Below are 20,669 nucleotides of genomic sequence, written 5' to 3' on the forward strand. Positions count from 1 at the left end.
CTATTTATTCTTCTTTTGTTTGTTGTTGAATTTGAGTGAGACGTTTTTGCGGGAAACGTCCACGATAAACCGACCCTTGAGCAGTTTGCGTCCAATCAGCACCGGATATTTCATGTCGCTGCGGTCCGAGAGCGAGAACTCGGCCTCGATCAGTTCGTCGAACACTTTGATACGTGTTTTGATCACATACCGCTCCTGCACATCGCCAAACGAGTTACGGATATCCCGCAGACTATAGTCAGCAAAAGTCAGTTTTTTGTGATTGTACTGCGGGTGCGATGGGTCTAATAAGTCCAGCGAGATTACTTTAGTTCCGTCGGCGAGGGTTTCCTCGTGAATATCCGAACAGTGAATGGCGGAGGTATAAGCACCGGTATCGATCTTGGCTTCGATTTCGTCGATATCCAACTCCGGAAAGGCCACCATCTCGCGCCGGCCAATGATTTTTTTCTCTGGTTTGAGCTTTTTTAGGTTCTCCTCTTTCATCAAAGGCCAATTTAAGCATTCTGCTTAACGTACGAAGCATCGGGGTAAAGGAATAGCGTGTTAAATTTTTGAGGGCGGCCCAACCCCTATCTTTTTCTGGTGCAACAACTCCGCGACATCCTGTATCAGGTTTGAGTGCCCGGCTTTGAGTACCACCAACTCTCCTTTGTGCAGCGCCTTTACGAATACACTCACCCGCTTGGGCGAAATGATCTGGTCAAACTCGCCGAGGAACATCGTAACCGGTACCTGCTTGTGGTTGAGCAATCGCACGATCTCGCGGATATCGAAGTTGAGCTCCCGGAATCCGATCCAGCTGCGGTATACCCGCAGGCGCTTCTCGGTGCTGTCCATCTGGAATCGGGCGAAGCGCACGAGGCTTTTGTGGATCATGTTGTAGCGGTTGAGCACGTTGAGCAATCGGAAGAAGGGCTCTGGTTTGAGCACGGTGCGCTTGAAGAGTTGCTGCAGCCAGCCCGGGTAGGTGGCGATGTTGTACCAGAAGCTGGTCTTAATACCATCCGGCGCGATCAGAAAAAGCTCGTCGATGCGCTCCGGGAAGCGCTCCACCAAGGTCAGCGCAAACTTGCCACCCATACTGAAGCCCATCAGCGAGAAGTGGTCGACCTTCTCTTTCTCCAGAAAAAGACTGATCAATTCCTGCAGGAAATCCTTATCGAGCGGCATGTTCTCTTTGTGCAGCGTGCTCTGGCCATGAAAGAACAGGTCGAATGCGTAAATGGTATAGTCGCCGCCCAGTGCCTGGCCCATTGGCTGGTAGTAGCCGCTGCTTTGCCCATAACCATGGAAGGCCAGCAAAGGCTGCGCGCCCTTTCCCAGCACCCTGTAGTGCAGCTTTGTACCGTTATGTATAATATAAGGCATTCTAAATCAGAAATCTCTCCTTACTTATTCGGCATGCATACAAATAAGATACAGGAAAGGCCCTTAAATTTTGAGATTTTTCGTGAGGGTTTCGTTACCTGAGACGCTGAGTATAGCGCTCTATACCTTTACAACCGCGACACCCCACCCGACACAATGAATTTCATCACGTCACTGCTCGGCAAATCCAGGTATACGACATTGCGCTTAGGTACCACGAAGAGTTCGCCCGAAAAGTTGTAGGAGTGCGGAAAGTATACTGCCACGCGGTCTTCCACATTGACAGAGGCAAAGGCATCTTGCGTGACAAAACCCAGTTTCAGATTGTCCGAGTCTTCCGACATCTTCACCATTACCGGCTTGTTGAATTTCTGATTGTCACCCACAAAGGCATCGAACAGGTCTTTGATACTGGAATAGACGATGCCGACCAGCGGCACTTTATTGAACCAACGGCCCGTGATCACGATAAAGGGCTTCACGAAGAAAGACGAGCTGATGAAGCCGATCAAGGTCAGGAGCACCACCATCAGCAGTATGCCTAGCCCCGGTACGCCCAGATCGAACATGCTGTCGAGCCAATCGATGATGGCCACAATGATCCAGACCGTGATTGTAAAAGGAGCCACAATCAAGAGCCCGTTTAGGAAGTAGCGTAAGATGCGTTTCATGTATACTGGTACATAAAAAAATAGGCCTTGCCAATGCAAAGCCTAAATGTAGCTAAAAAGCCAATATTTATCAGTATATGGTTATCTCTATACTGTTTCAAGATCAAATTTCTTAATGCCGTCGGCCACCTGCTGCATCAGCCACATGGGGGTGGAGGTGGCGCCGCATATACCCACACTCGCTGCGTTGGCAAACCATTCCTTCTCCAGTTCCTCCTCGTTCTCCACGAAGTAGCTGTTGGGGTTGTGCTGCTTGCACACGCTGTAGAGGGCCTTGCCATTGGAGCTCTTCTTGCCGCTTACAAACACAATCACATCATGCTCGGCGGCAAACTTGGTCAGTTGCGGCTCGCGGTTCGACACCTGACGGCAGATGCTGTCATTGGCATTAAAAGCGGTGCTGTCCTGGTTGGCTTGTTTAATGCGCTCCTCGATCAGCGACTTGATATGGTAAAAGCCTTTGGTGCTTTTAGTTGTCTGGCTGAAAAGCGTTACCGGACGTGAGAAGTCGATCTTATCCAGGTCCTCTTCCGTTGTCACGATAATGGCCTCGTCGCCTGTCTGGCCCGCTAATCCGATCACCTCGGCATGGCCTACCTGACCATAGATCACGATCTGGCCGTCTTTCGACTTATCGGCATTGAAGGCGTGCTTCACGCGGTTTTGCAGTTTGAGCACCACCGGGCAGGAAGCATCGATCAATTCAATATTATTTTCAAGGGCTGTCCTGTAGGTCTCCGGCGGCTCGCCGTGCGCTCTGATCAGCACCTTTGTGTCACGCAATTCTTTCAGTTGTTCCCGGTCGATGATGCGAAGACCTTTTTCATAAAGGCGCTTCACTTCCATGCTGTTGTGCACAATATCGCCAAGGCAATAGAGCTCTTCGCAGTTCTCCATTTCGTCCTCCGCCATCTGTATGGCGAACTCCACGCCGAAGCAATAACCGGAATTCTTGTCTATCGTTACGTTCATCTCTTCTTTCCTCTATTCCTGTAAGGCAAACTCGCCGTTGAAGATACGGGAAGTTACCTTGTTGAGTACAAACTCTACCTGTTCGTCGATGGTCATGTGCGAGGTATCCAGCAAAAAAGCATCATCGGCGCGGCGCAACGGGCTCTCAGCTCTTGTAGAGTCAATCAGATCGCGCTTCTGCAGGTTTTCCTTTATCTCATCCAGATTCACCAACTGTTTCTTAACCAGCAACTCATCCTGACGACGGCGGGCACGGGTATCTACATCAGCCGTCATGAAAATCTTCACTTCCGCATCCGGGAACACAGCGGTACCAATGTCGCGCCCGTCCATCACCACGCCACGCTTCTTGCCCATCTTTTGCTGCTGGGCCACCATGGCACGGCGCACCTCCTTCACCACACTCACTTCGCTCACCTGGTTGGAGATGTACATCTTGCGAATCTCGTCCTCCACATTCAGGCCATTGAGGAATACTTCGTTTCGTTTGGCCTTCGGGTTGTAATGGAATGTGATGTCAATTTTATCCAGCGCATCCTTCACTTCCTTGGGATTGGTGAGACTAACATGATGCTCCAGAAAATAAAGTGTAACCGCCCGGTACATAGCCCCGGTATCGATGTAAGCGTAGCCCAGTTCGGCAGCCACCAGTTTGGCCGTTGTACTTTTCCCGCACGAGGAGTAGCCATCTATGGCGATTACAATTTTTTTCATGGTAAGCTATCAGGTATTAGTTCGAGTCGCAAGGGCAGGGCACATTGCCTTTCTTGCTTTTTTTCATGTAGGAGGCCGTCTTTTTTTGCTGAGGAGTCTTGGTTGTACAGCTCGCCAGTGGGCCGGCTACCAGAAACCCCGCTAAAAGTATGTATGAAATTATCTTTCTCAAAACGACTAATTTTAACGCAAATATAAGGTAATTTACGGGTTCAATCCCCATCAGCGGGCATTTTATATCAACAAGACAGTCCTATCCATGCATAGCTCCTATACCGTCAGCGGACGTATCATTGACCTGCACCAGCAGGAGATTTTTGAGGGAACGGTCCATGTGACAAACGGCCGCATTTCAGAAATAGTTCGTGAGGCCACCTCCTCCACCAGTTATATTTTGCCTGGCTTTGTGGATGCCCATGTGCACGTGGAAAGCTCCATGCTGGTGCCCTCCGAATTTGCCCGCCTGGCCGCGCCACATGGCACCGTGGCCACCGTGTCGGACCCGCACGAGATTGGCAATGTGCTGGGTATAGCGGGCGTGGAGTACATGATCGAAAACGGAAACAAGGTGCCGTTTAAGTTCTATTTCGGAGCTCCCTCCTGTGTGCCTGCCACCCCTTTCGAAACAGCCGGTGCTGAGATAACGGCCACTGACATCGAAACCTTGTTCCAGCGCGACGAGATCAAATACCTGGCAGAGATGATGAACTGGCCCGGTGTGCTGCACCGCGACCCGGTGGTGATGGAGAAGATCGAGCTGGCGAAAAAATACGGCAAGGCGGTGGACGGACACGCACCCGGACTGCGTGGCGAACAAGCGGCCCTGTATGCTTCGGCTGGCATTACCACAGACCACGAGTGCTTCACGGCTGAGGAAGCGCTCGACAAACTGGCCGTAGGCATGAAGATCCTGATCCGGGAAGGCAGTGCCGCCAAAAACTTCGAGGCGCTCATACCTTTGCTTGCCAGTCATCCTGATAGCATCATGTTCTGCTCCGACGACAAGCACCCTGACAACCTCGTGGAAGGCCACCTGAACCTGCTTGTGAAGCGTGCGCTTGCCAAAGGCCACGACCTGTTCCATGTGCTGCGTGCCGCCTGCCTCAATCCGGTGGAGCACTACAAACTGGAAGTCGGCCTGCTCCGCGAAAACGACCCCGCCGACTTTATTGTGGTCAACAACCTGGATGACTTCAGTATCGAGGCCACTTACATCAACGGGGAGCTGGTAGCCGAAAAGGGCAAGTCAAAGACTGCCTTCACACCAAGCGAGGAGATCAACAACTTCAATACCGAGCCGAAAACGCCGGAACAGTTCCAGCTGTTTGCCGACAACGCCAGCAAGATCCGGGTGATAGAGGCCTTTGACGGACAGTTGATCACGCACCAGGTATGGGCTGAGCCGAAAATGGAAGACGGCTATATCGTTTCGGATGTCGCGCAGGATGTGCTCAAGATCACCGTGGTGAACCGGTATGCGAATGCCGAGCCGGCAGTGGCTTTTATCAAAAACGTAGGTATAAACCGCGGCGCCATCGCCTCATCGGTGGGCCACGACTCGCACAATATCATTGCCGTGGGGGTGGACGACAAGAGCATTGCCCGCGCCGTGAACCTGATCATCAGCGCCAAAGGCGGCGTGGCTGCGGTGGACGGTGACCAAGAACAATTGCTGCCTTTGCCGGTGGCGGGCATCATGTCGGCGGCCGATGGCTATGAAGTGGCCCAGGCTTATTCGGCCATCGACCACATGAGCAAGGAGATGGGCAGCCAGCTTGCCTCCCCTTTCATGACGCTTTCGTTTATGGCGCTACTCGTTATACCTTCGCTCAAGCTCAGCGACAAAGGATTGTTTAACGGTGATGACTTTAAATTCGTACCTGTAGCTGAATAGTATACCTTGCCGCAAAAGGTATGATACCACGGCCCTGCGGGGCTTAGCAAATGGAGGAATTCATCATTTTTGTTGTCGGTGCGCTCGTGAGCGGGTTTGGCACCATCATCGGTTTCGGGGGAGGCGTGTTCATGGTGCCGATCCTGATCATTTTCTTTGGGTACAACATCGAGATCGCCATCGGCTCCACTATGTCGGCGCTCGTTCCGGCCTCTATCATCGCCTCTGCCTTTAACCTCCGCGACCGCAGCATCGACTACCTGGTGGGCTCCCTTATTCAGTTCCCGGCGGTGGCCGGCACGGTACTGGGTGCTTTTATGGTGGCTTTTCTGCCAGTTTCAGAGCTACAGGTCATTTTTGCGCTCTTTGTGCTCACGGTGGGCTTTTTTATGGTGAAGCCCCAGAAAAAAGAAAAGATGCAGCGCCACTCGGGCATGATGTACCGCATCCGCCGCGTACCGACCTCATTTATCCGGAAGAACAGGGCCAAGCATTTGGCATACCGGCTAAACGGCGGTGTGGTGTCGGTGTTCGGTTTCGCGTCCGGTATCATAGCCGGCTTGTTTGGCATTGGGGGCGGGTTCCTGCAGACGCCCATGATGATCAAGCTGTTCCGGATGCCCTCCCAGATTGCCACCTCCACCTCCCTTTTCATCTTGGTCATCACCAGCTTTACCGGCTTTATCAGCCACTACCTGTTGGGCAACGTAATCTGGAGCCGCAGCCTGCCGCTGATGGCCGCCTTTGCACTCGGAGCCATTGGCGGCAACCTGTTCAAGAAACGGCAGGGCAAAATGCAGGACATCGAGAAACTGATCGGGATTGGCTTGCTGCTGGCCGGACTGGGGGTCATTCTCAACCTGCTGATCAAGGCGAACTTCGGCTTTTCGTTTTAGGTATAGCAACAGCCACAGGACCTTGCGTAAAACGGACCCACTGCAGACATTCGCCAGAGAAGGCAGTCGAACTTAATCGTAGGTATACACAACCGCACGACCGCATAAAATCGGAAGAGCCGACACGCAACTCTCAGTGGAGTGAGCGTGTCGGCTCTTCTGTTATACAAATGCTCTTTTAGGCTTTCTGATCCGCGGCGCTAAAATGCTTGTTGATCAGGTTTGTTACCTTCTCGGCTGTAAGCGGTTTGGTCAGGTATTCTGCTGAGTACTTTTGAGCGGCATCGGTGTCCTGCGGATGCGTTGAAGTAGTAAGCACGGCCAGCACGATGTTTTTCCTGAAATCAGGGTTTAGCCGCTCGTACAGGTCCAGCATCTCAAACCCGTCCATTACCGGCATGCTGATGTCCAGGAAAATCAGCTCCGGCTGAAAATAGTTTGCGTCTGTGTGCTCGTAGTTTTTATTGCTCACATTGTACAGGTAGTCGAATGCCTGTTTGCCGTTCACAAATGTGCGTATGTTGTCCGTCACCTGCATCCGCTCCAGCAAACGCTGGTTCAGGAAATTGGTCGTGTCGTCGTCGTCAATAAGAAGTACGCCTGATATCTTTTTCATAGCTAAACTATCCCTGGCCTGTCTGTCACGCAAGCCGTATATTTTAAGCTAACGTTTTCGAAATAAATAATTCTTTAAACCTAAGCCCCTGCCACATGACAAGGTACACAAGTTGGGGGCCTCAAACAAATTATAGTCACCCGTTTTAGCCGTAAATGCGTTTTTTAGTCGATGTAGCCTTGGGCGCGCATCCAGTCGTCGTTGTAGATTTTGCCCAGGTAGCGCGTACCGTGGTCTGGCAGCAGTACCACAATCACATCATCTTCTGTCAGGTTGTGTTCGCGGGCATATTCCAGCGCTCCATAAACGGCCGTGCCGCAAGACCAGCCCACAAACAGGCCTTCCTCTTTGGCCAGTCTGCGCGTCATCACAGCTCCGTCCTTGTCCGTCACCTTCACAAACGTGTCGATTACGTCGAAGTCCACATTCTTAGGCAGAATGTCTTCGCCTATACCTTCGGTTGCGTACGCGTAGATCTCGTTCTCGTCGAAAATACCTGTTTCCTTGTATTTCTTGAAGACCGAGCCATAGGTGTCTATACCTACCGTTACCACTTCAGGCTTCTGTTCCTTCAGGTAGCGCGATATACCAGTTACAGTGCCGCCCGTACCCACACCAGTGATAAAGTGCGTCACTTTCCCCTCGGTCTGCTCCCAAATCTCCGGTCCGGTCGACTCGTAATGCGCCGCCCAGTTAGACATATTGTCGTACTGGTTCGGGTAGAATGAATTCGGAATCTCCTCGTTCAGGCGCTTGGCCACGGAGTAATAAGAATCCGGATGATCAGGCGCCACATTCGTTGGGCATACTACCACTTCAGCTCCCACAGCACGCAGAATGTCCATTTTCTCCTTGCTCTGCTTGTCGGCCAGCGTGAAGATGCACTTATACCCTTTGGCGATGGCCGCCAGCGCCAGTCCCATCCCTGTATTCCCCGAAGTTCCTTCAATAATGGTGCCGCCCGGCTTCAGGATACCGGCTTTCTCGGCGTCTTCGATCATGCGGATCGCCATGCGGTCTTTCACGGAGTTACCCGGGTTCAGGTACTCTACCTTGGCAAGTACAGTCGGCTTAATGCCTTTGGTTACGTTATTGAGCTTTACTAAGGGTGTGTTACCGATTGCCTCGGTTATATGATTCAGGTATTTCATTCGCGTACTGTTTTTTTGAGATACGGGTGCAAAGGTACGTAATTAAAATTATACTTAACAGGTATAACCCCCTGCCTTCCATACAACATAAGGTGTACCAGTTCCCGTTCCGCCGGGCTGGTTTGGGGCCTATATTAGCTTTAACTATTTTTTGCAAGGGCCACAAAAAAGGCTATTTTTGCACTACCTTATTTTAGACCATCATTCATCAACTTAATAAGATACACATGAGTGTTTTAGTAAATAAAGATTCGAAAGTGATCGTACAGGGCTTCACGGGTTCCGAAGGTTCTTTTCACGCCTCTCAGATGATCGAGTACGGCACCAACGTAGTGGGTGGTGTTACACCAGGCAAAGGTGGCAACAATCACCTGGACCTGCCGGTTTTCAACACTGTAGAAGACGCTGTGAAGAAGACAGGTGCTGATGTATCTATCATTTTCGTGCCACCGGCTTTCGCTGCTGACGCGATTATGGAGGCTGCTGACGCGGGCATCAAAGTGATTGTGGCGATTACAGAAGGCATTCCTGTTAAAGACATGGTGGTGGCCAAAAACTACCTGAAAGGCAAAGACGTGACCCTGATCGGTCCGAACTGCCCGGGTGTGATCACGCCAGGTGAGGCGAAAGTGGGCATCATGCCAGGTTTCGTGTTCAAGCCAGGTCGTATTGGTATCGTGTCGAAGTCTGGCACGTTGACGTACGAGGCTGCCGACCAGATCGTGAAGGCTGGTTTGGGTGTTTCTACTGCGATTGGTATCGGTGGTGACCCGATCATTGGTACGCCAACCAAAGATGCGGTACAGCTGCTGATGGAAGACCCTGAGACTGACGCGATCGTGATGATCGGTGAGATCGGTGGTAACTACGAAGCAATGGCTGCGAAATACATCAGCGAGACTGGCAACAAGAAGCCGGTAGTTGGTTTCATCGCCGGCCAGACTGCCCCTGCTGGCCGTCGTATGGGCCACGCCGGTGCGATCGTAGGTGGTGCTGACGATACAGCTGCCGCTAAAATGAAGATCATGCGTGAGAACGGTATCCATGTAGTAGATTCTCCGGCTGAAATCGGTGCTACCATGGTAGAGGTGCTGCAGAAAGCCGGCATGATCAACGCTTAATTTGATTTGCTAACCTGTATAAGGTATAAATATAGAAACAGGCTGCTTCGAAAGAGGCGGCCTGTTTTGTTTTCAGGGTTGCTTGCAGCATGACCTCGCGGTGTCTTCGAAACCCGCGAGCGTCTTGGTGGCTATGCAACAGTAATTACCAGACACTCCCAGGACCTTCGGGCGCTGCGAGGTATTTTCAAAAACCTACTCCCTCCCCACAATCTGATCCATCACCCAAGAAGTACGCGCAGCTGAAACGCCTGTGCCGGGGCATTTGCCTTTCCCGGTTAGCTCCTCTACAATAGATTGGATAAAAGGCTGCTGCACATGGGCTGGCGGGGGAAGCAAAAACTCCTCTGTACCTGCTATGGTTTCTAACACGATAGGTTTTCTGGCAAAAGTCGGGAAGGTGATGCGGCCTGCGCTACCTACAATCTCTATACTATCCTCCTGTTGCTGTTCGGCTACGCTGAAGCACCACACGCCAACGCCCAACACGCCACTCTCAAATCTGAACTGTGCCGTTACCAGATCTTCTGCCTCATACAACCCAGCCTGGTTAGTTACTTGTCCGGACGCCGACGCGATTGGCCCAAGTATATAATCAAGTATGTCAAGTTGATGGGGAGCCAGGTCGTGGAACAGGCCGCCACCAGAAATCTCAGGTTGCACGCGCCACGGGAGGTTATTTGTATACAGCTGTGGCTGCAGCGGCTGGTATAATTTGATAGTTACAAAGCGTATATCTCCTAATAGCTTCTGATCCAGTAGCTCCTTTACCTTATTGAAAGCAGCATGGCTCCTGCGGTAATAGGCTACAAACAACGGCACATTTGCCTGCTCACAGGCGGCAATCATCTCCTGGCACTGCGCATTGTTCAGGGCCATCGGCTTCTCCACATACACGGGCTTGCCGGCAGCGGCTACCTGCAAAGTATAAGCAGCATGCGAGTCCGGGGGTGTAGCGATATACACAGCATCTACTTCGGGGTCGTGGATTAGGGCTTCGGCATTATCATACCATTTGGATACGCCGTGGCGCTCCGCGTAATCCTTTGCTTTGGCTCCATCGCGGCGCATCACGGCCACCAGCTCAGAGTTCTCTATCTTACTGAAGGCCGGACCGCTCTTTACTTCGGTTACGTTTCCGCAGCCAATTATTCCCCACCGTACTTTCTGCATAATTCTATGTTTATATAAGCTCCAGACATTCGCAGGAGCTGCGCGCACTGCGAGGTCTTTTCTACCCTTTTACTTTATTCCCACTACCTGTTCTTTTTTGCGATTTCGAATGGGGGCAGGTACAGCCGCCACAATTTCCTGTTGCAGCGCCTCGATCAGTTTCTTTTTGAGGAAGCTGCGGTGCACTACCAGACTTACCTCCCGCTGCGGTTGCGGTTCTTGAAAGCTATGCACCAGCGCTTTCTTCTCCTTGGGCATATCCAGCACCGATAATTCCGGCAGCAGGGTAAGTCCGCGCTGGGTTTCTACAATGCGTTTGAGCGTTTCGAGAGAGCCACTCTTATAGTCAAGGTGGCCGGTGCCGCCTGAACCACTCCCGCCCCGATTGCAGATGTTGAGTACCTGGCTACGGAAGCAATGTCCTTCGTTGAGCACCCATAATTCGTCCTGATCGAGTTGCTCCGGGCTAATGACTTTACTACTTGCCAATGGATGGGCCGGATTAATGTAAGCGACAAAGGCCTCGTAAAACAAGGGGATCTCTTTAATGGATTTATCGTCCAGGGGCGTTACCAGCAAGCCGACGTCCAGCAATTCATAGTTCAACCTGCGCACGATCTCCTCGGTCATCAACTCCTGCACCACCAGTCGAACATCGGGGTACTTTTCCATAAAGCTGGTCACGAAAAGCGGGATCAGGTAAGGGGCCAGTGTTGGAATTACGCCAATACGCAATTCCCCGCTCAGCTCCTGCTTCTGGTTCTGCACAATCTCCTTTATCTTTTTCGCCTCCGCCACCACAATGCGCGCCTGGGCAATCACTTCCTTACCTACTTCGGTAGGCCGCACGGGTACCCTGCTCCTGTCAAACAACTGCACACCCAGCTCCTCTTCCAGCTTTTGCAACTGCATGCTAAGGGTAGGCTGCGTCACGAAGCAATGGTCTGCCGCCGTGGCAAAATGGCGGTGCGTGTCTACCGCCAATAGGTATTCGAGTTGTACCAGTGTCATGCTATCAATCGTATAGTAAAAGAACGCTTTGCTTCAGGTATAGTTAACCCAACCCTCTTATCTACTTTGCGCTCACTCTGCTAAGTTATAGATAATTACTATATATACATCAATATAATTGATTTGATTGATAACCTTGTTTTGAGCATCTTTGTATACACAAATAACGCAAACATAAGACTATGAATAAGCTAACGAATATAGGATTAGAAAAGCAGGACTCCGTGGAGATTGCCGATAAGCTGAATGAGCTATTGGCCAATTACCACATTTACTACCAGAACCTGCGTGGTTTCCACTGGAACATCAAAGGTATACACTTCTTCCAGCTGCATGCCAAGTACGAGGAGTTGTACAACAACGCGCTAGCCCGCATCGATGCCCTGGCAGAGCGTATCCTGACGATCGGCCAGAAGCCGCTGCATACTTTCTCGGATTACCTGCGCGTGTCGAGCATACAGGAAACATCAAACCTGAGCGGCGACCGTGAGACAGTGGAGGCAACACATCAGAACCTGTCGGTGATCGTGAACCTGGAGCGCGATATTCTGGCTTTGGCTGCCGAGCGAGAGGACGAGGGTACGGTAGCGCTGGTAAGTGAAGACATCAACGAAAATGAGAAGACGCTTTGGATGTTGAAGGCATTCCTGAGCTAAGGATAATGAGTGACGATTGGTTTAGTTTAATGAAAAAGCCCCTTGCCAAAACAGGCAAGGGGCTTTTTTTTATACCTAGGCTATACCTTACTTGGCGTAGCTGATGGCTCTCATTTCGCGGATCACCGTGATTTTGATCTGGCCTGGGTACTGCATCTCTTTCTCGATCTTCTGCGAGATGTCAAAGGAAAGTTGTGCGGCCTTTTCGTCAGTCACGTTGTCGGCGTCTACCATGATGCGCAGCTCGCGGCCGGCCTGGATGGCGTAGCACTGGTTCACGCCGTCAAACGACACGGCAGCGGCCTCCAGATCCTTCAAACGCTTGATATACGACTCCATGATCTCGCGGCGGGCGCCCGGTCTTGAACCGGAGATGGCGTCGCAGGCCTGGATGAGTGGAGAGATCATCGCAGTCATCTCGATCTCGTCGTGGTGGGCACCGATGGCGTTGCAGATATCCGGATGCTCCTTGTACTTCTTGGCCAGCTCCATACCGATGATGGCGTGTGGCAATTCCGGCTCGTCTGGTGTAACCTTGCCGATGTCGTGCAACAGACCGGCACGCTTGGCATGCTTCACGTTCAGTCCAAGTTCTGCTGCCATAGTGGCGCACAGGTTGGCTACCTCGCGTGAGTGCTGCAGCAGGTTCTGTCCGTAAGACGAACGGAAGCGCATGCGGCCTACCATCTTGATCAGCTCCGGATGCAGACCGTGTATACCTAGGTCGATCGCCGTACGCTCACCAATCTCCACGATCTCTTCCTCAATGTTTTTGCGGGTTTTGGTTACCACCTCCTCAATGCGGGCCGGGTGAATACGACCATCGGCTACCAAACGGTGCAGTGACAGACGGGCAATCTCGCGGCGAACCGGGTCGAAACCAGAAATGATAATCGCCTCTGGCGTATCGTCTACGATAATCTCCACACCTGTAGCAGCCTCTAGCGCACGAATGTTGCGGCCTTCACGACCGATGATCTTGCCTTTGATGTCGTCGCTCTCGATGTTGAAAACAGACACGCAATTTTCGATAGCGTGCTCCGCGGCGGTGCGCTGGATAGTCTCCACCACGATCTTCTTGGCTTCTTTGGTAGCGGTGAGTTTGGCTTGGGCCACGATGTCCTTCACGTAAGAAGAGGCATGCGACTGGGCTTCGCTCTTCAGGGCTTCCACCATCTGTTCGCGAGCTTCGGAAGCGGTCAGGCCGGCTATTTGCTCCAGCTGTGCCACTACCTCGTGGTGTTGCTGCTCTACTTCTTCTTTGCGCTTTTTGAGCAGCTCCAGTTGGTGGTCGAGGTTCTCTTTCTCTTTGTCGAGTTCAGCTTCGCGGCGCTTGGTCTGCTCCATCTGCTTGGCCACGTGCTGCTCGCGCTGCTTTACCTTGTTCTCGTTCTGGATGATGATGTTCTTCTTCTTGTTCGACTCTTCTTCGAACTCAGACTTCAGCTTCAGGAATTTCTCCTTTGCCTCCAACATGCGGTCTTTCTTGATGCTCTCGGCGTTGATCTCCGCCTCACGGATAATGGACTTCGCCTTCTGGCGGGCGGCTTCTTCCTGCTGCTTGTATACTTTTTGCAGCATGACGCGCCCAATGTACACGCCGACTCCGAGCGCGACAATGGCGGTAATTAAAATGACTAAAATATCGGACATACTATACGCTTTTATGGTTTATAAAAACTATAGCAGGCCTGCAGCAGGACAGTGAGGTGGCTAATGGAGCCACACTGTAGTTAAAGAGACTGCTTAGGGGGCAGTCTCGGTTTGTTACTTGTTTGTTGATAAGAGCTCGTCGAGCACGCTCAGTTGTGCGCCTACTTTGTCGAGGTGGTTGTTTTTGTCATCCTCCAGCTTCAGCTTGTCCACCATGGTCTCAAACGCTACCATAGCCAGCAAGTCTTGCTTGTCCTGTATGCCAAACTGGTCTTTGAAAAAGCGCAGGCGCTCGTTCAAAAGTTTACCTACCACCCGAAGCCTTTCTTCTTCTTCTTCCTTCACCCGCATCGGATACTCGCGTTCTGCGATGCGAATCTTAATAGCTAATTCACCCATCCGTTGCGTTTTTTATCGTTCAGGGCTACTTGGCTGCCAGCCTTTATGTGGTTCTGCCTGTTTCTTTCAGGCTTTTCTCCTATCGGCTAATCGCGCAAGTAGGCGATACACTTATCAATTTCCCTTATATATTCGTTTAACTTCAGCTTTAACTCTGTCGAATTTGCAGTGTTTCCTGCTATCGCATCTACAATCTTAACAATATTCTCTTGATTTTGAAAATTTTTTATTTGCTGTTCCCGCTCTTCCAGCTGCGTTTGAAGCAATTTTATTTCCTCCTGGGCAGCAGCCAGCTTATGCTGGGCGTCGGCGTGCCTGGTTAGGAGCTGGCGCACCTTGCTCTCAATGGCCTGAAGCTGTTGAAGTTGTTTTTCCTTTGCCATGCTTATTTGCGGATTATGGCTCCCAGTTGTTTTTCGAATTGCTGCATCAGGCGGTTCATCACGCCGTCAATCACTTTGTCGGTCAAAGTTTGCTGGCGGTCCAGCAAAGTGAAGCTCAGGGCATAGGCTTTCTTGCCTGCTTCTATCTTGTCGCCCTCGTACACGTCGAACACGTTCACGCCTTGCAACAGCTTGCGCTCGGTGCGCAGGGCCACTTGCTTCAGCTGCTCAAAGGTCATGTTCTTGTCCACAACCAGCGACAGGTCGCGGCGCACTTCCGGGAATTTCGGCAGTTCTTCGGCTACCAGTTTGTCTTTGTATTTCTTGATGAGGTAATCCCAGTTGAGCTCGGCGTACCATACCTGCTCTTTCACGTCCATGGCTTTGGTCACTGCGGCGTCCAACAAACCTACCTGCGCGATCACGGTGCCGTTCTTCACATAGCTGATGCCCTGGCGCATGTAGCGGCTCTGCTCAATGGCCTGCACTTCGTAGTCGGCGGCGTTGAGTTTCTGTAGCACATTCTGCACCACGCTCGCCAGATCGTGGAAAGCTACTTTCTGGGCAGGCTGTTTCCAACTTTCGGCTGTAGTGTTGCCCACCAGGTATAGCGCCAGTTTGCGGCTCTCTTTATAGCCGTCCTCCAGTTGCTCGTATACCTTACCCAGCTCGTATACCTTGAGGTCGCGCTGGCGGCGGTTGATGTTGTAGCGCAGCACTTCCAGGCCCGAGAACACCATGCTCTTGCGCAGCACGTCGAGGTCTTCGCTGTTGTAGTTGAGCACCTTCACCAGTCCGGCCGTCTCCGCATCTCCGCCCGCGGCGTAGTACTTGGAGTTGGTAATGGAGTTGGTGATGATCTCATGGAAACCGTTTGCCGAAATGTAGTCCAGTATGGTTTTGTTGATGTCCTCTGGATACGGTTTCGGGAAGCTGGCCATGTAGGTGGTGGCCATGTGCTCGCTCACTTCAATGTTGTTGAAGCCGTAGATGCGCAGGATTTCCTCCACCAGGTCCGCCTCGCGGGTCACGTCTACCTTAAATGGCGGCACCGATACATGCAGCTTTTCGGCTGTCTCACCGGTCACGTCTATACCCAGGTCCGTCAGAATTTCCTTCATGCGCTCGGCCCCGATATGCTGACCAATCAAGGTATGGGCACGTTCGATATCCAGGGTCAGTTCCAGGTTCTGTATCGGCTGCGGGTATACGTCTATTATCTCGGAGCTCACTTCGCCACCAGCCACCTCCTGCACCAACAGGGCGGCACGCTTCAGGGCGGTAATGACCATGTTCGGGTCCGTGCCACGCTCAAAACGGAACGACGCATCGGTCTTCAGACCATGTGCCATACCTGTGCGGCGGATGTAGTCAGGCGAGAAATAGGCACTCTCGATGAAAATGGTCGTGGTCTCGTTCGAAACTCCTGACTCTTTGCCACCGAACACACCGCCAATCGCCATCGGTTCCTCGGCGTTGCAGATCATCAGGTCGTTGGCTTTGAGTTTGCGCTCCACGCCGTCCAAGGTCACGAACTTGCTGTCGGCTTCGGCGGTCTTCACCACAATCTTGTCGCCTTTTATCTTGTCGGCATCAAACGCGTGCAGCGGCTGGCCCAACTCGTGCAGCACATAATTAGTCACGTCCACGATGTTATTGATCGGCTCGAGGTCGATGGCACGCAGGCGCTTCTGCAGCCATTCTGGTGACGGTCCTACTGTCACCCCGCTCACGGTCACGCCCGCATACCTAGGACAAGCGTCTATGTTCTCAATCTCCACCGCAATAGGGCGAGAATTGTTGTTTACTGCAAAGTCCTCTACCGATGGCAAGGTATAGGGCACACGCAACAGAGCTTTCAGGTCGCGGGCTACACCCAAATGCGACGCTGCATCGGCGCGGTTCGGCGTCAGGCCTATCTCGAACACCTTGTCAGAGCCCAGCCCGAAGTACTGCGCAGCTGGCGTACCGTTTGGCAGGTCTGTGTCAAGCACCATAATGCCGGCATGCGAAGTACCTACGCCGATTTCGTCTTCGGCGCAAATCATGCCTTCGGAAGCGGCACCGCGGATCTTTGACTTCTTGATTTTGAAAGCCTCACCGCCCGACGGGTAGAGTGTACTGTTCACGGTGGCCACTACTACTTTCTGCCCGGCGGCCACGTTAGGCGCACCGCATACAATCTGGCTCGGCTCACCCGTGCCAATGTCCACGGTCGTTACGCTCAGGCGGTCGGCATCCGGGTGGCGCTCACAGGTAAGCACCTCGCCTATCACAATGCCCTCCAGACCACCTTTCACCTGGTCGAATGTATGAATTGCTTCCACCTCCAGGCCCGCGCCTGTCAGCAAGGCACCGGTTTCTTCAGCGGTATTTTCTATATGAATGAGTTGTTTCAGCCAGTCGAATGAAATCAGCATGGTTATGTTGGTTGTTCTGTAAGGTATAGCCTCGCTTGGTTGAAGCTAATTCCCAAAATTAAGGATTATTTTTTGTCCTTTGACAAAAGACATTATGACAAAGGTCAAAAGACTAACCCGCGCCTACTCCACCACCGGGTGCGCCTTTTCATAATTCTTCTCCCCCGCCTCTACGGCCACGGTCAGGCGGTTCTCTTTGGGCGGCACGGGGCACACGTACTCGGGGTTGTAGGCGCAGAACGGGCTGTAGGCACGGTTGAAGTCGATGGTGGCGGTTTTGGCGCCTTCCTTAAACGGCACATCAATGTAGCGACCACCACCATAGGTATCAAAACCGTTGGTTTTATCGGTGAACGGCACGAACAGCTTTTCTTCCTGCTCCTTTACTTTTTTATAAAGCGTAAGGCGCTGCGGCTCCCCGTTCAGCTCAAAATTGGCGATGGCATAGCGCAGGTAGGCCTCGGTGCTGCCGTTAGTCATGGGCATGTGCACGGTATCTTTCGGCTCAATATCCTCCAGCTTCACTTTCACGCGGTAATCCAGGTTGGGCTCGTAATATACCAGGTTGCTGAACATCCTGCGATCCGCTTCTTCAAAAGGGCTGTTGGTACGGCTGCGAAACGACAGATCCTTGTCTTCCCGCTCCTTTTTAAGTGGAATCAGGTAGTTATCGTCGCTTACAAAGGACTCACGCACGAAATAGAACAGCACCAGTGCGATGCCGCCGATTATGATGAGTTTGATTGGTCGTTGCATAGGGTTGGGGTATTTTGCTGCAATTTCGGAAAAAAAATCGTCAAGGTATCCGCACGGTCTTCTTTTCATAACGCTGCGGTAGGTAGTGCTGTGCCAGCATCTCAAAAGCCGCTACTTGCTCCCGCTGCCAGGTTTCATCATGGTTCATCTCATGGGCCAGCACAACTGCAACGGCAGGAGCCATTTCCAAGGCTGCCCGGGCATCCAGAAAAAGCACCCGCAGGCGGCGGGAGAGCACGTCCTCCACAGTGCGGGCCATCTCGTGGCGCACGGCCCAGACTACTTCGGCTAAGGTATAGGTAAAGTCAGGGTGTAGCTTTTGGGCGAGGGTCGGCTCCGCCTCCTGCAAAGCCAGTACATGCGGGGCATCGCTTCCATACCTGGCCAAGGCTGGGGGCGGGGAACTTTCCTGTTTGCGCTGCATCGTTGAGTTGCTGCTTGCAGGTATAGTCACGGCAGGTATAGCTCCGTGGATAGGCAGCCTTTCTGTGCGGCAAGGTATAGCCGGCAGACCCGCCACTTTAGCAGCTGCATTCACTGTGTCATCGGCCATCTGGCGGTAGGTGGTCCATTTGCCACCCGTAATGGTGATCAGTCCCGACGGTGCTACCAGCAATTTGTGGCTGCGGGAAATTTCCTTGGTGTCACCGGTTTCGCTACTGGGAGCAGCTAAGGGGCGCAGGCCCGCGAATACACTGCGCACGTCCTGTCGTGTTGGTATCTTTTGCAAGTATGCCCCAGCGGTTTGCAGGATAAAGTTGATCTCGGTTTCCAGGGCCACGGGTTCCAGGCTGATACTGTGCAAGGGCGTGTCCGTTGTTCCTACCAGCACATGGTCCTGCCAGGGTATAGCAAAGAGCACACGCCCGTCAGGGGTTTTGGGAATCATCAGGGCTGCTTCGCCTGGCAGAAAGGATTTGCCAAGCACCACGTGCACGCCCTGGCTAGGCATGACAAGCGGTTTCTGGGCAGGCTGGTCGAGTTGCAGAATTTCGTCCACGTATACGCCGGTGGCGTTTACCACAGCTTTAGCACGCAGGGTATAGGCCTGCCCGCTTTCCAGGTCCAGCGCTTTCACACCGTTCACGTGTCCATCCATATCCTTTGTCAGGGCTGTCACCCGCATGTAATTCAGCACTGTGCCTCCTTGCTCTGCACAGGTCTGGGCCATGTTCAGGGCCAGGCGGGCATCGTCGAACTGTCCGTCGAAGTACACGATGCCGCCTTTCAGGTATTCGGGCTTAAGACCGGGCAGGTGTCCGAGCACCGTAAGGCGACTCCACCAGGTGGTGCGGCCCAGGCTATACCGGCCCGCCAGCAAGTCGTAGAGTGTGAGCCCGGCGCCGTAGAAAAAGCGCTGCCACCAGGTATAGCAGAGTATCACGAAAGGCTGCACGGTCACCACATGCGGGGCGTTGCGCAACAGCAGTCCCCGCTCCCGCAGCGCTTCGAATACCAGCCGGATGTTGCCTTGCGCCAGGTAGCGCACCCCGCCATGCACCAGCTTGGTGCTGCGGCTCGACGTGCCCTTTGCAAAATCGGACTGCTCCAGCAGCAGCGTTTTATACCCGCGCGAAGCGGCATCCAGTGCCGTGCCCAAACCGGTAGCCCCTCCTCCGATCACCAGCACATCCCATTCGGGCACTTCGGTAAGTTGGCGCAGCATGGCTGGGCGGGTAAACGGAGTGGCTGCCATAGGCGGTTTCAGGTATAGCTTATGCGTTAAATACGATCTGTTCGGCAAGGATAGTTTAAGGTAAGCGTTTTTAGCATCAATCGCTCGGAAGGCAGCTAAAAAATCGCTATCATTATAGCACTTACCAAACTTCTTATGAACTACGCTTACACCCTACCCCGCTTTCCATTTTTCGCCTTGTGTTTCTCTTTGCTGATCGCCCTTTCATCGTGTGTGCAGGAGGGCAAAACGATTGAAACGAGTTCGCCCGTTGAGACGGCTATACCTGCTGCATCTGCAAACCATGCCGCTGCTATACCTGCCCCCGACAGCCTGCTTTTGCAAGCCGCTATACCTGCCGAGCCAGCGCAGGCAACAGCCGTGGTAGCCGGCTCCTTTGCTGATGCTGCCACCATCATCGCCCGCAAGCAGGTACCGATTTTGTGCTACCACCAGGTGCGCGACTGGCGCGAGAAGGACTCCAAACAAGCCAAAGACTACATCATTCCGGAGGAGCGCTTCAGGGACCATATCAAAATGCTGGCCGACAGCGGTTACCAGACGGTGCTGCCCGAGCAACTCATGGCCTACCTCACCACCGGTGCCCCACTCCCCGCAAAACCCGTGATGCTCACCTTCGACGATACCAGCCTGGGCCAGTATACCGTGGCCGCGCCTGAGTTGGAGAAGTACGGCTTCAAGGGCGTGTTCTTTATCATGACCGTCTCGCTGGGCCGCCCCAACTACATGAGCAAGGCACAGGTAAAGGAGCTATCTGACAGAGGCCACGTGATTGGTTCGCACACCTGGGACCACCAGAATGTGAAGAAATACCAGGGGCAGGATTGGGTAACGCAGGTCGAAAAGCCATCGCGGCAGTTGGCAGAGATCACAGGCAAACCAGTCGAGTACTTTGCCTACCCGTTTGGGCTCTGGAACCCCGAGGCTATACCTGAGTTGAAGCAGCGCGGCATGGCAGCGGCTTTCCAGCTGGCTGATAAGCGCGACCCGCAGGACCCCTTGCACAGTATCCGCCGGATTATTGCCAGTGGCCACTGGAGCCCTAATTCGCTGCACCGGGCCATGGTCAACAGCTTTTAAAACCCTGCGCATGCCACTTCAGTTTGATAGGATACT

The 20,669-nt window shown here is 52.8% G+C and carries 19 protein-coding genes and 1 pseudogene; 5 read left to right on the top strand and 15 right to left on the bottom strand.

Annotation, left to right across the window (positions count from 1 at the left end):
- From BD749_RS16120 to cmk, 5 genes are all read right to left on the bottom strand, one after another.
- Entirely contained in the window at positions 1-486 is a 486-nt protein-coding gene (locus BD749_RS16120) for an ATP-dependent zinc protease family protein (RefSeq protein ID WP_101446240.1), read from the bottom strand.
- 60 nt (positions 487-546) lie between these two features.
- Positions 547-1,371, bottom strand: a complete 825-nt coding sequence (locus BD749_RS16125) for an alpha/beta fold hydrolase (protein WP_101446242.1) — start codon at positions 1,369-1,371, stop codon at positions 547-549.
- 128 nt (positions 1,372-1,499) lie between these two features.
- Entirely contained in the window at positions 1,500-2,042 is a 543-nt protein-coding gene (locus BD749_RS16130) for a DUF502 domain-containing protein (RefSeq protein ID WP_101446704.1), read from the bottom strand.
- Positions 2,043-2,129: 87 nt separating this feature from the next.
- Complete coding sequence (locus BD749_RS16135; RefSeq protein WP_101446244.1) at positions 2,130-3,014, bottom strand: 4-hydroxy-3-methylbut-2-enyl diphosphate reductase; 885 nt, start codon at positions 3,012-3,014, stop codon at positions 2,130-2,132.
- 12 nt (positions 3,015-3,026) lie between these two features.
- Complete coding sequence (cmk, locus tag BD749_RS16140) at positions 3,027-3,728, bottom strand: (d)CMP kinase (RefSeq protein WP_101446246.1); 702 nt, start codon at positions 3,726-3,728, stop codon at positions 3,027-3,029.
- Between the two features lie 259 nt (positions 3,729-3,987).
- On the opposite strand from cmk, the gene ade reads away from it, so the two are divergent.
- Positions 3,988-5,622, top strand: coding sequence for an adenine deaminase (gene ade / locus BD749_RS16150; RefSeq protein WP_101446250.1), 1,635 nt, complete (start codon positions 3,988-3,990; stop codon positions 5,620-5,622).
- A 50-nt stretch (positions 5,623-5,672) separates the two neighbouring features.
- The gene (locus BD749_RS16155) at positions 5,673-6,518 is read left to right on the top strand and encodes a sulfite exporter TauE/SafE family protein (RefSeq protein WP_101446252.1); all 846 of its coding nucleotides are present in this window, start codon (positions 5,673-5,675) and stop codon (positions 6,516-6,518) included.
- Between the two features lie 178 nt (positions 6,519-6,696).
- On the opposite strand, the gene BD749_RS16160 is transcribed toward BD749_RS16155, so the two are convergent.
- Both BD749_RS16160 and BD749_RS16165 read right to left on the bottom strand, forming a co-directional pair.
- Positions 6,697-7,134 carry a response regulator gene (locus tag BD749_RS16160; RefSeq protein WP_101446254.1) on the bottom strand — a complete coding sequence of 146 codons (438 nt, stop codon included), beginning with the start codon at positions 7,132-7,134 and terminating at the stop codon, positions 6,697-6,699.
- A gap of 167 nt (positions 7,135-7,301) precedes the next feature.
- Positions 7,302-8,285 (bottom strand): annotated as a pseudogene (locus BD749_RS16165) (PLP-dependent cysteine synthase family protein); the annotation flags it as partial.
- 227 nt (positions 8,286-8,512) lie between these two features.
- Here BD749_RS16165 and sucD point away from each other — a divergent pair.
- On the top strand, positions 8,513-9,406 hold the full coding sequence (sucD, locus tag BD749_RS16170) for a succinate--CoA ligase subunit alpha (protein WP_101446258.1): 894 nt from the start codon (positions 8,513-8,515) through the stop codon (positions 9,404-9,406).
- Between the two features lie 195 nt (positions 9,407-9,601).
- On the opposite strand, the gene BD749_RS16175 is transcribed toward sucD, so the two are convergent.
- Complete coding sequence (locus BD749_RS16175) at positions 9,602-10,579, bottom strand: Gfo/Idh/MocA family protein (protein WP_101446261.1); 978 nt, start codon at positions 10,577-10,579, stop codon at positions 9,602-9,604.
- Positions 10,580-10,648: 69 nt separating this feature from the next.
- A complete protein-coding gene (locus tag BD749_RS16180) occupies positions 10,649-11,590 on the bottom strand; it encodes a hydrogen peroxide-inducible genes activator (RefSeq protein ID WP_101446263.1) in 942 nt (313 codons plus the stop codon).
- 182 nt (positions 11,591-11,772) lie between these two features.
- Between BD749_RS16180 and BD749_RS16185 the strand changes: the two genes are divergently transcribed.
- Positions 11,773-12,246: a Dps family protein gene (locus tag BD749_RS16185; protein ID WP_101446265.1), complete on the top strand. Its 474-nt coding sequence runs from the start codon at positions 11,773-11,775 to the stop codon at positions 12,244-12,246.
- 87 nt (positions 12,247-12,333) lie between these two features.
- Here the strand turns inward: BD749_RS16185 and rny are convergent, their stop codons facing one another.
- From rny to BD749_RS16215, 6 genes are all read right to left on the bottom strand, one after another.
- Positions 12,334-13,899: a ribonuclease Y gene (gene rny / locus BD749_RS16190; protein WP_101446267.1), complete on the bottom strand. Its 1,566-nt coding sequence runs from the start codon at positions 13,897-13,899 to the stop codon at positions 12,334-12,336.
- Positions 13,900-14,013: 114 nt separating this feature from the next.
- Entirely contained in the window at positions 14,014-14,298 is a 285-nt protein-coding gene (locus tag BD749_RS16195; RefSeq protein WP_076671813.1) for a cell division protein ZapA, read from the bottom strand.
- A gap of 86 nt (positions 14,299-14,384) precedes the next feature.
- Positions 14,385-14,681 carry a hypothetical protein gene (locus BD749_RS16200; protein WP_101446269.1) on the bottom strand — a complete coding sequence of 99 codons (297 nt, stop codon included), beginning with the start codon at positions 14,679-14,681 and terminating at the stop codon, positions 14,385-14,387.
- A 2-nt stretch (positions 14,682-14,683) separates the two neighbouring features.
- Positions 14,684-17,101, bottom strand: coding sequence for a phenylalanine--tRNA ligase subunit beta (gene pheT / locus BD749_RS16205; protein WP_101446271.1), 2,418 nt, complete (start codon positions 17,099-17,101; stop codon positions 14,684-14,686).
- A 123-nt stretch (positions 17,102-17,224) separates the two neighbouring features.
- Complete coding sequence (locus BD749_RS16210) at positions 17,225-17,857, bottom strand: DUF1684 domain-containing protein (protein WP_101446273.1); 633 nt, start codon at positions 17,855-17,857, stop codon at positions 17,225-17,227.
- A 40-nt stretch (positions 17,858-17,897) separates the two neighbouring features.
- Positions 17,898-19,553 (bottom strand): glycerol-3-phosphate dehydrogenase/oxidase, encoded by a 1,656-nt coding sequence (locus tag BD749_RS16215; RefSeq protein ID WP_245869336.1) that lies wholly within the window; start codon positions 19,551-19,553, stop codon positions 17,898-17,900.
- A gap of 135 nt (positions 19,554-19,688) precedes the next feature.
- Between BD749_RS16215 and BD749_RS16220 the strand changes: the two genes are divergently transcribed.
- Entirely contained in the window at positions 19,689-20,633 is a 945-nt protein-coding gene (locus BD749_RS16220) for a polysaccharide deacetylase family protein (RefSeq protein WP_101446275.1), read from the top strand.
- The last annotated feature ends 36 nt before the right edge of the window (positions 20,634-20,669 follow it).

Origin of the sequence: Pontibacter ramchanderi (assembly GCF_002846395.1) — a bacterium.
Taxonomy (GTDB): Bacteria; Bacteroidota; Bacteroidia; order Cytophagales; family Hymenobacteraceae; genus Pontibacter; species Pontibacter ramchanderi.

What these genes read in the sequence shown, in the direction of transcription:
- BD749_RS16195 (WP_076671813.1), bottom strand. Translation starts at nt 14,298, where the DNA reads ATGGGTGAATTAGCTATTAAGATTCGCATCGCAGAACGCGAGTATCCG.
- BD749_RS16180 (WP_101446263.1), bottom strand. Translation starts at nt 11,590, where the DNA reads ATGACACTGGTACAACTCGAATACCTATTGGCGGTAGACACGCACCGC.
- BD749_RS16210 (WP_101446273.1), bottom strand. Translation starts at nt 17,857, where the DNA reads ATGCAACGACCAATCAAACTCATCATAATCGGCGGCATCGCACTGGTG.
- BD749_RS16220 (WP_101446275.1), top strand. Translation starts at nt 19,689, where the DNA reads ATGAACTACGCTTACACCCTACCCCGCTTTCCATTTTTCGCCTTGTGT.
- BD749_RS16185 (WP_101446265.1), top strand. Translation starts at nt 11,773, where the DNA reads ATGAATAAGCTAACGAATATAGGATTAGAAAAGCAGGACTCCGTGGAG.
- ade (WP_101446250.1), top strand. Translation starts at nt 3,988, where the DNA reads ATGCATAGCTCCTATACCGTCAGCGGACGTATCATTGACCTGCACCAG.
- sucD (WP_101446258.1), top strand. Translation starts at nt 8,513, where the DNA reads ATGAGTGTTTTAGTAAATAAAGATTCGAAAGTGATCGTACAGGGCTTC.
- BD749_RS16155 (WP_101446252.1), top strand. Translation starts at nt 5,673, where the DNA reads ATGGAGGAATTCATCATTTTTGTTGTCGGTGCGCTCGTGAGCGGGTTT.
- rny (WP_101446267.1), bottom strand. Translation starts at nt 13,899, where the DNA reads ATGTCCGATATTTTAGTCATTTTAATTACCGCCATTGTCGCGCTCGGA.
- BD749_RS16125 (WP_101446242.1), bottom strand. Translation starts at nt 1,371, where the DNA reads ATGCCTTATATTATACATAACGGTACAAAGCTGCACTACAGGGTGCTG.
- cmk (WP_101446246.1), bottom strand. Translation starts at nt 3,728, where the DNA reads ATGAAAAAAATTGTAATCGCCATAGATGGCTACTCCTCGTGCGGGAAA.
- pheT (WP_101446271.1), bottom strand. Translation starts at nt 17,101, where the DNA reads ATGCTGATTTCATTCGACTGGCTGAAACAACTCATTCATATAGAAAAT.
- BD749_RS16120 (WP_101446240.1), bottom strand. Translation starts at nt 486, where the DNA reads ATGAAAGAGGAGAACCTAAAAAAGCTCAAACCAGAGAAAAAAATCATT.
- BD749_RS16130 (WP_101446704.1), bottom strand. Translation starts at nt 2,042, where the DNA reads ATGAAACGCATCTTACGCTACTTCCTAAACGGGCTCTTGATTGTGGCT.
- BD749_RS16175 (WP_101446261.1), bottom strand. Translation starts at nt 10,579, where the DNA reads ATGCAGAAAGTACGGTGGGGAATAATTGGCTGCGGAAACGTAACCGAA.
- BD749_RS16215 (WP_245869336.1), bottom strand. Translation starts at nt 19,553, where the DNA reads ATGGCAGCCACTCCGTTTACCCGCCCAGCCATGCTGCGCCAACTTACC.
- BD749_RS16160 (WP_101446254.1), bottom strand. Translation starts at nt 7,134, where the DNA reads ATGAAAAAGATATCAGGCGTACTTCTTATTGACGACGACGACACGACC.
- BD749_RS16135 (WP_101446244.1), bottom strand. Translation starts at nt 3,014, where the DNA reads ATGAACGTAACGATAGACAAGAATTCCGGTTATTGCTTCGGCGTGGAG.
- BD749_RS16200 (WP_101446269.1), bottom strand. Translation starts at nt 14,681, where the DNA reads ATGGCAAAGGAAAAACAACTTCAACAGCTTCAGGCCATTGAGAGCAAG.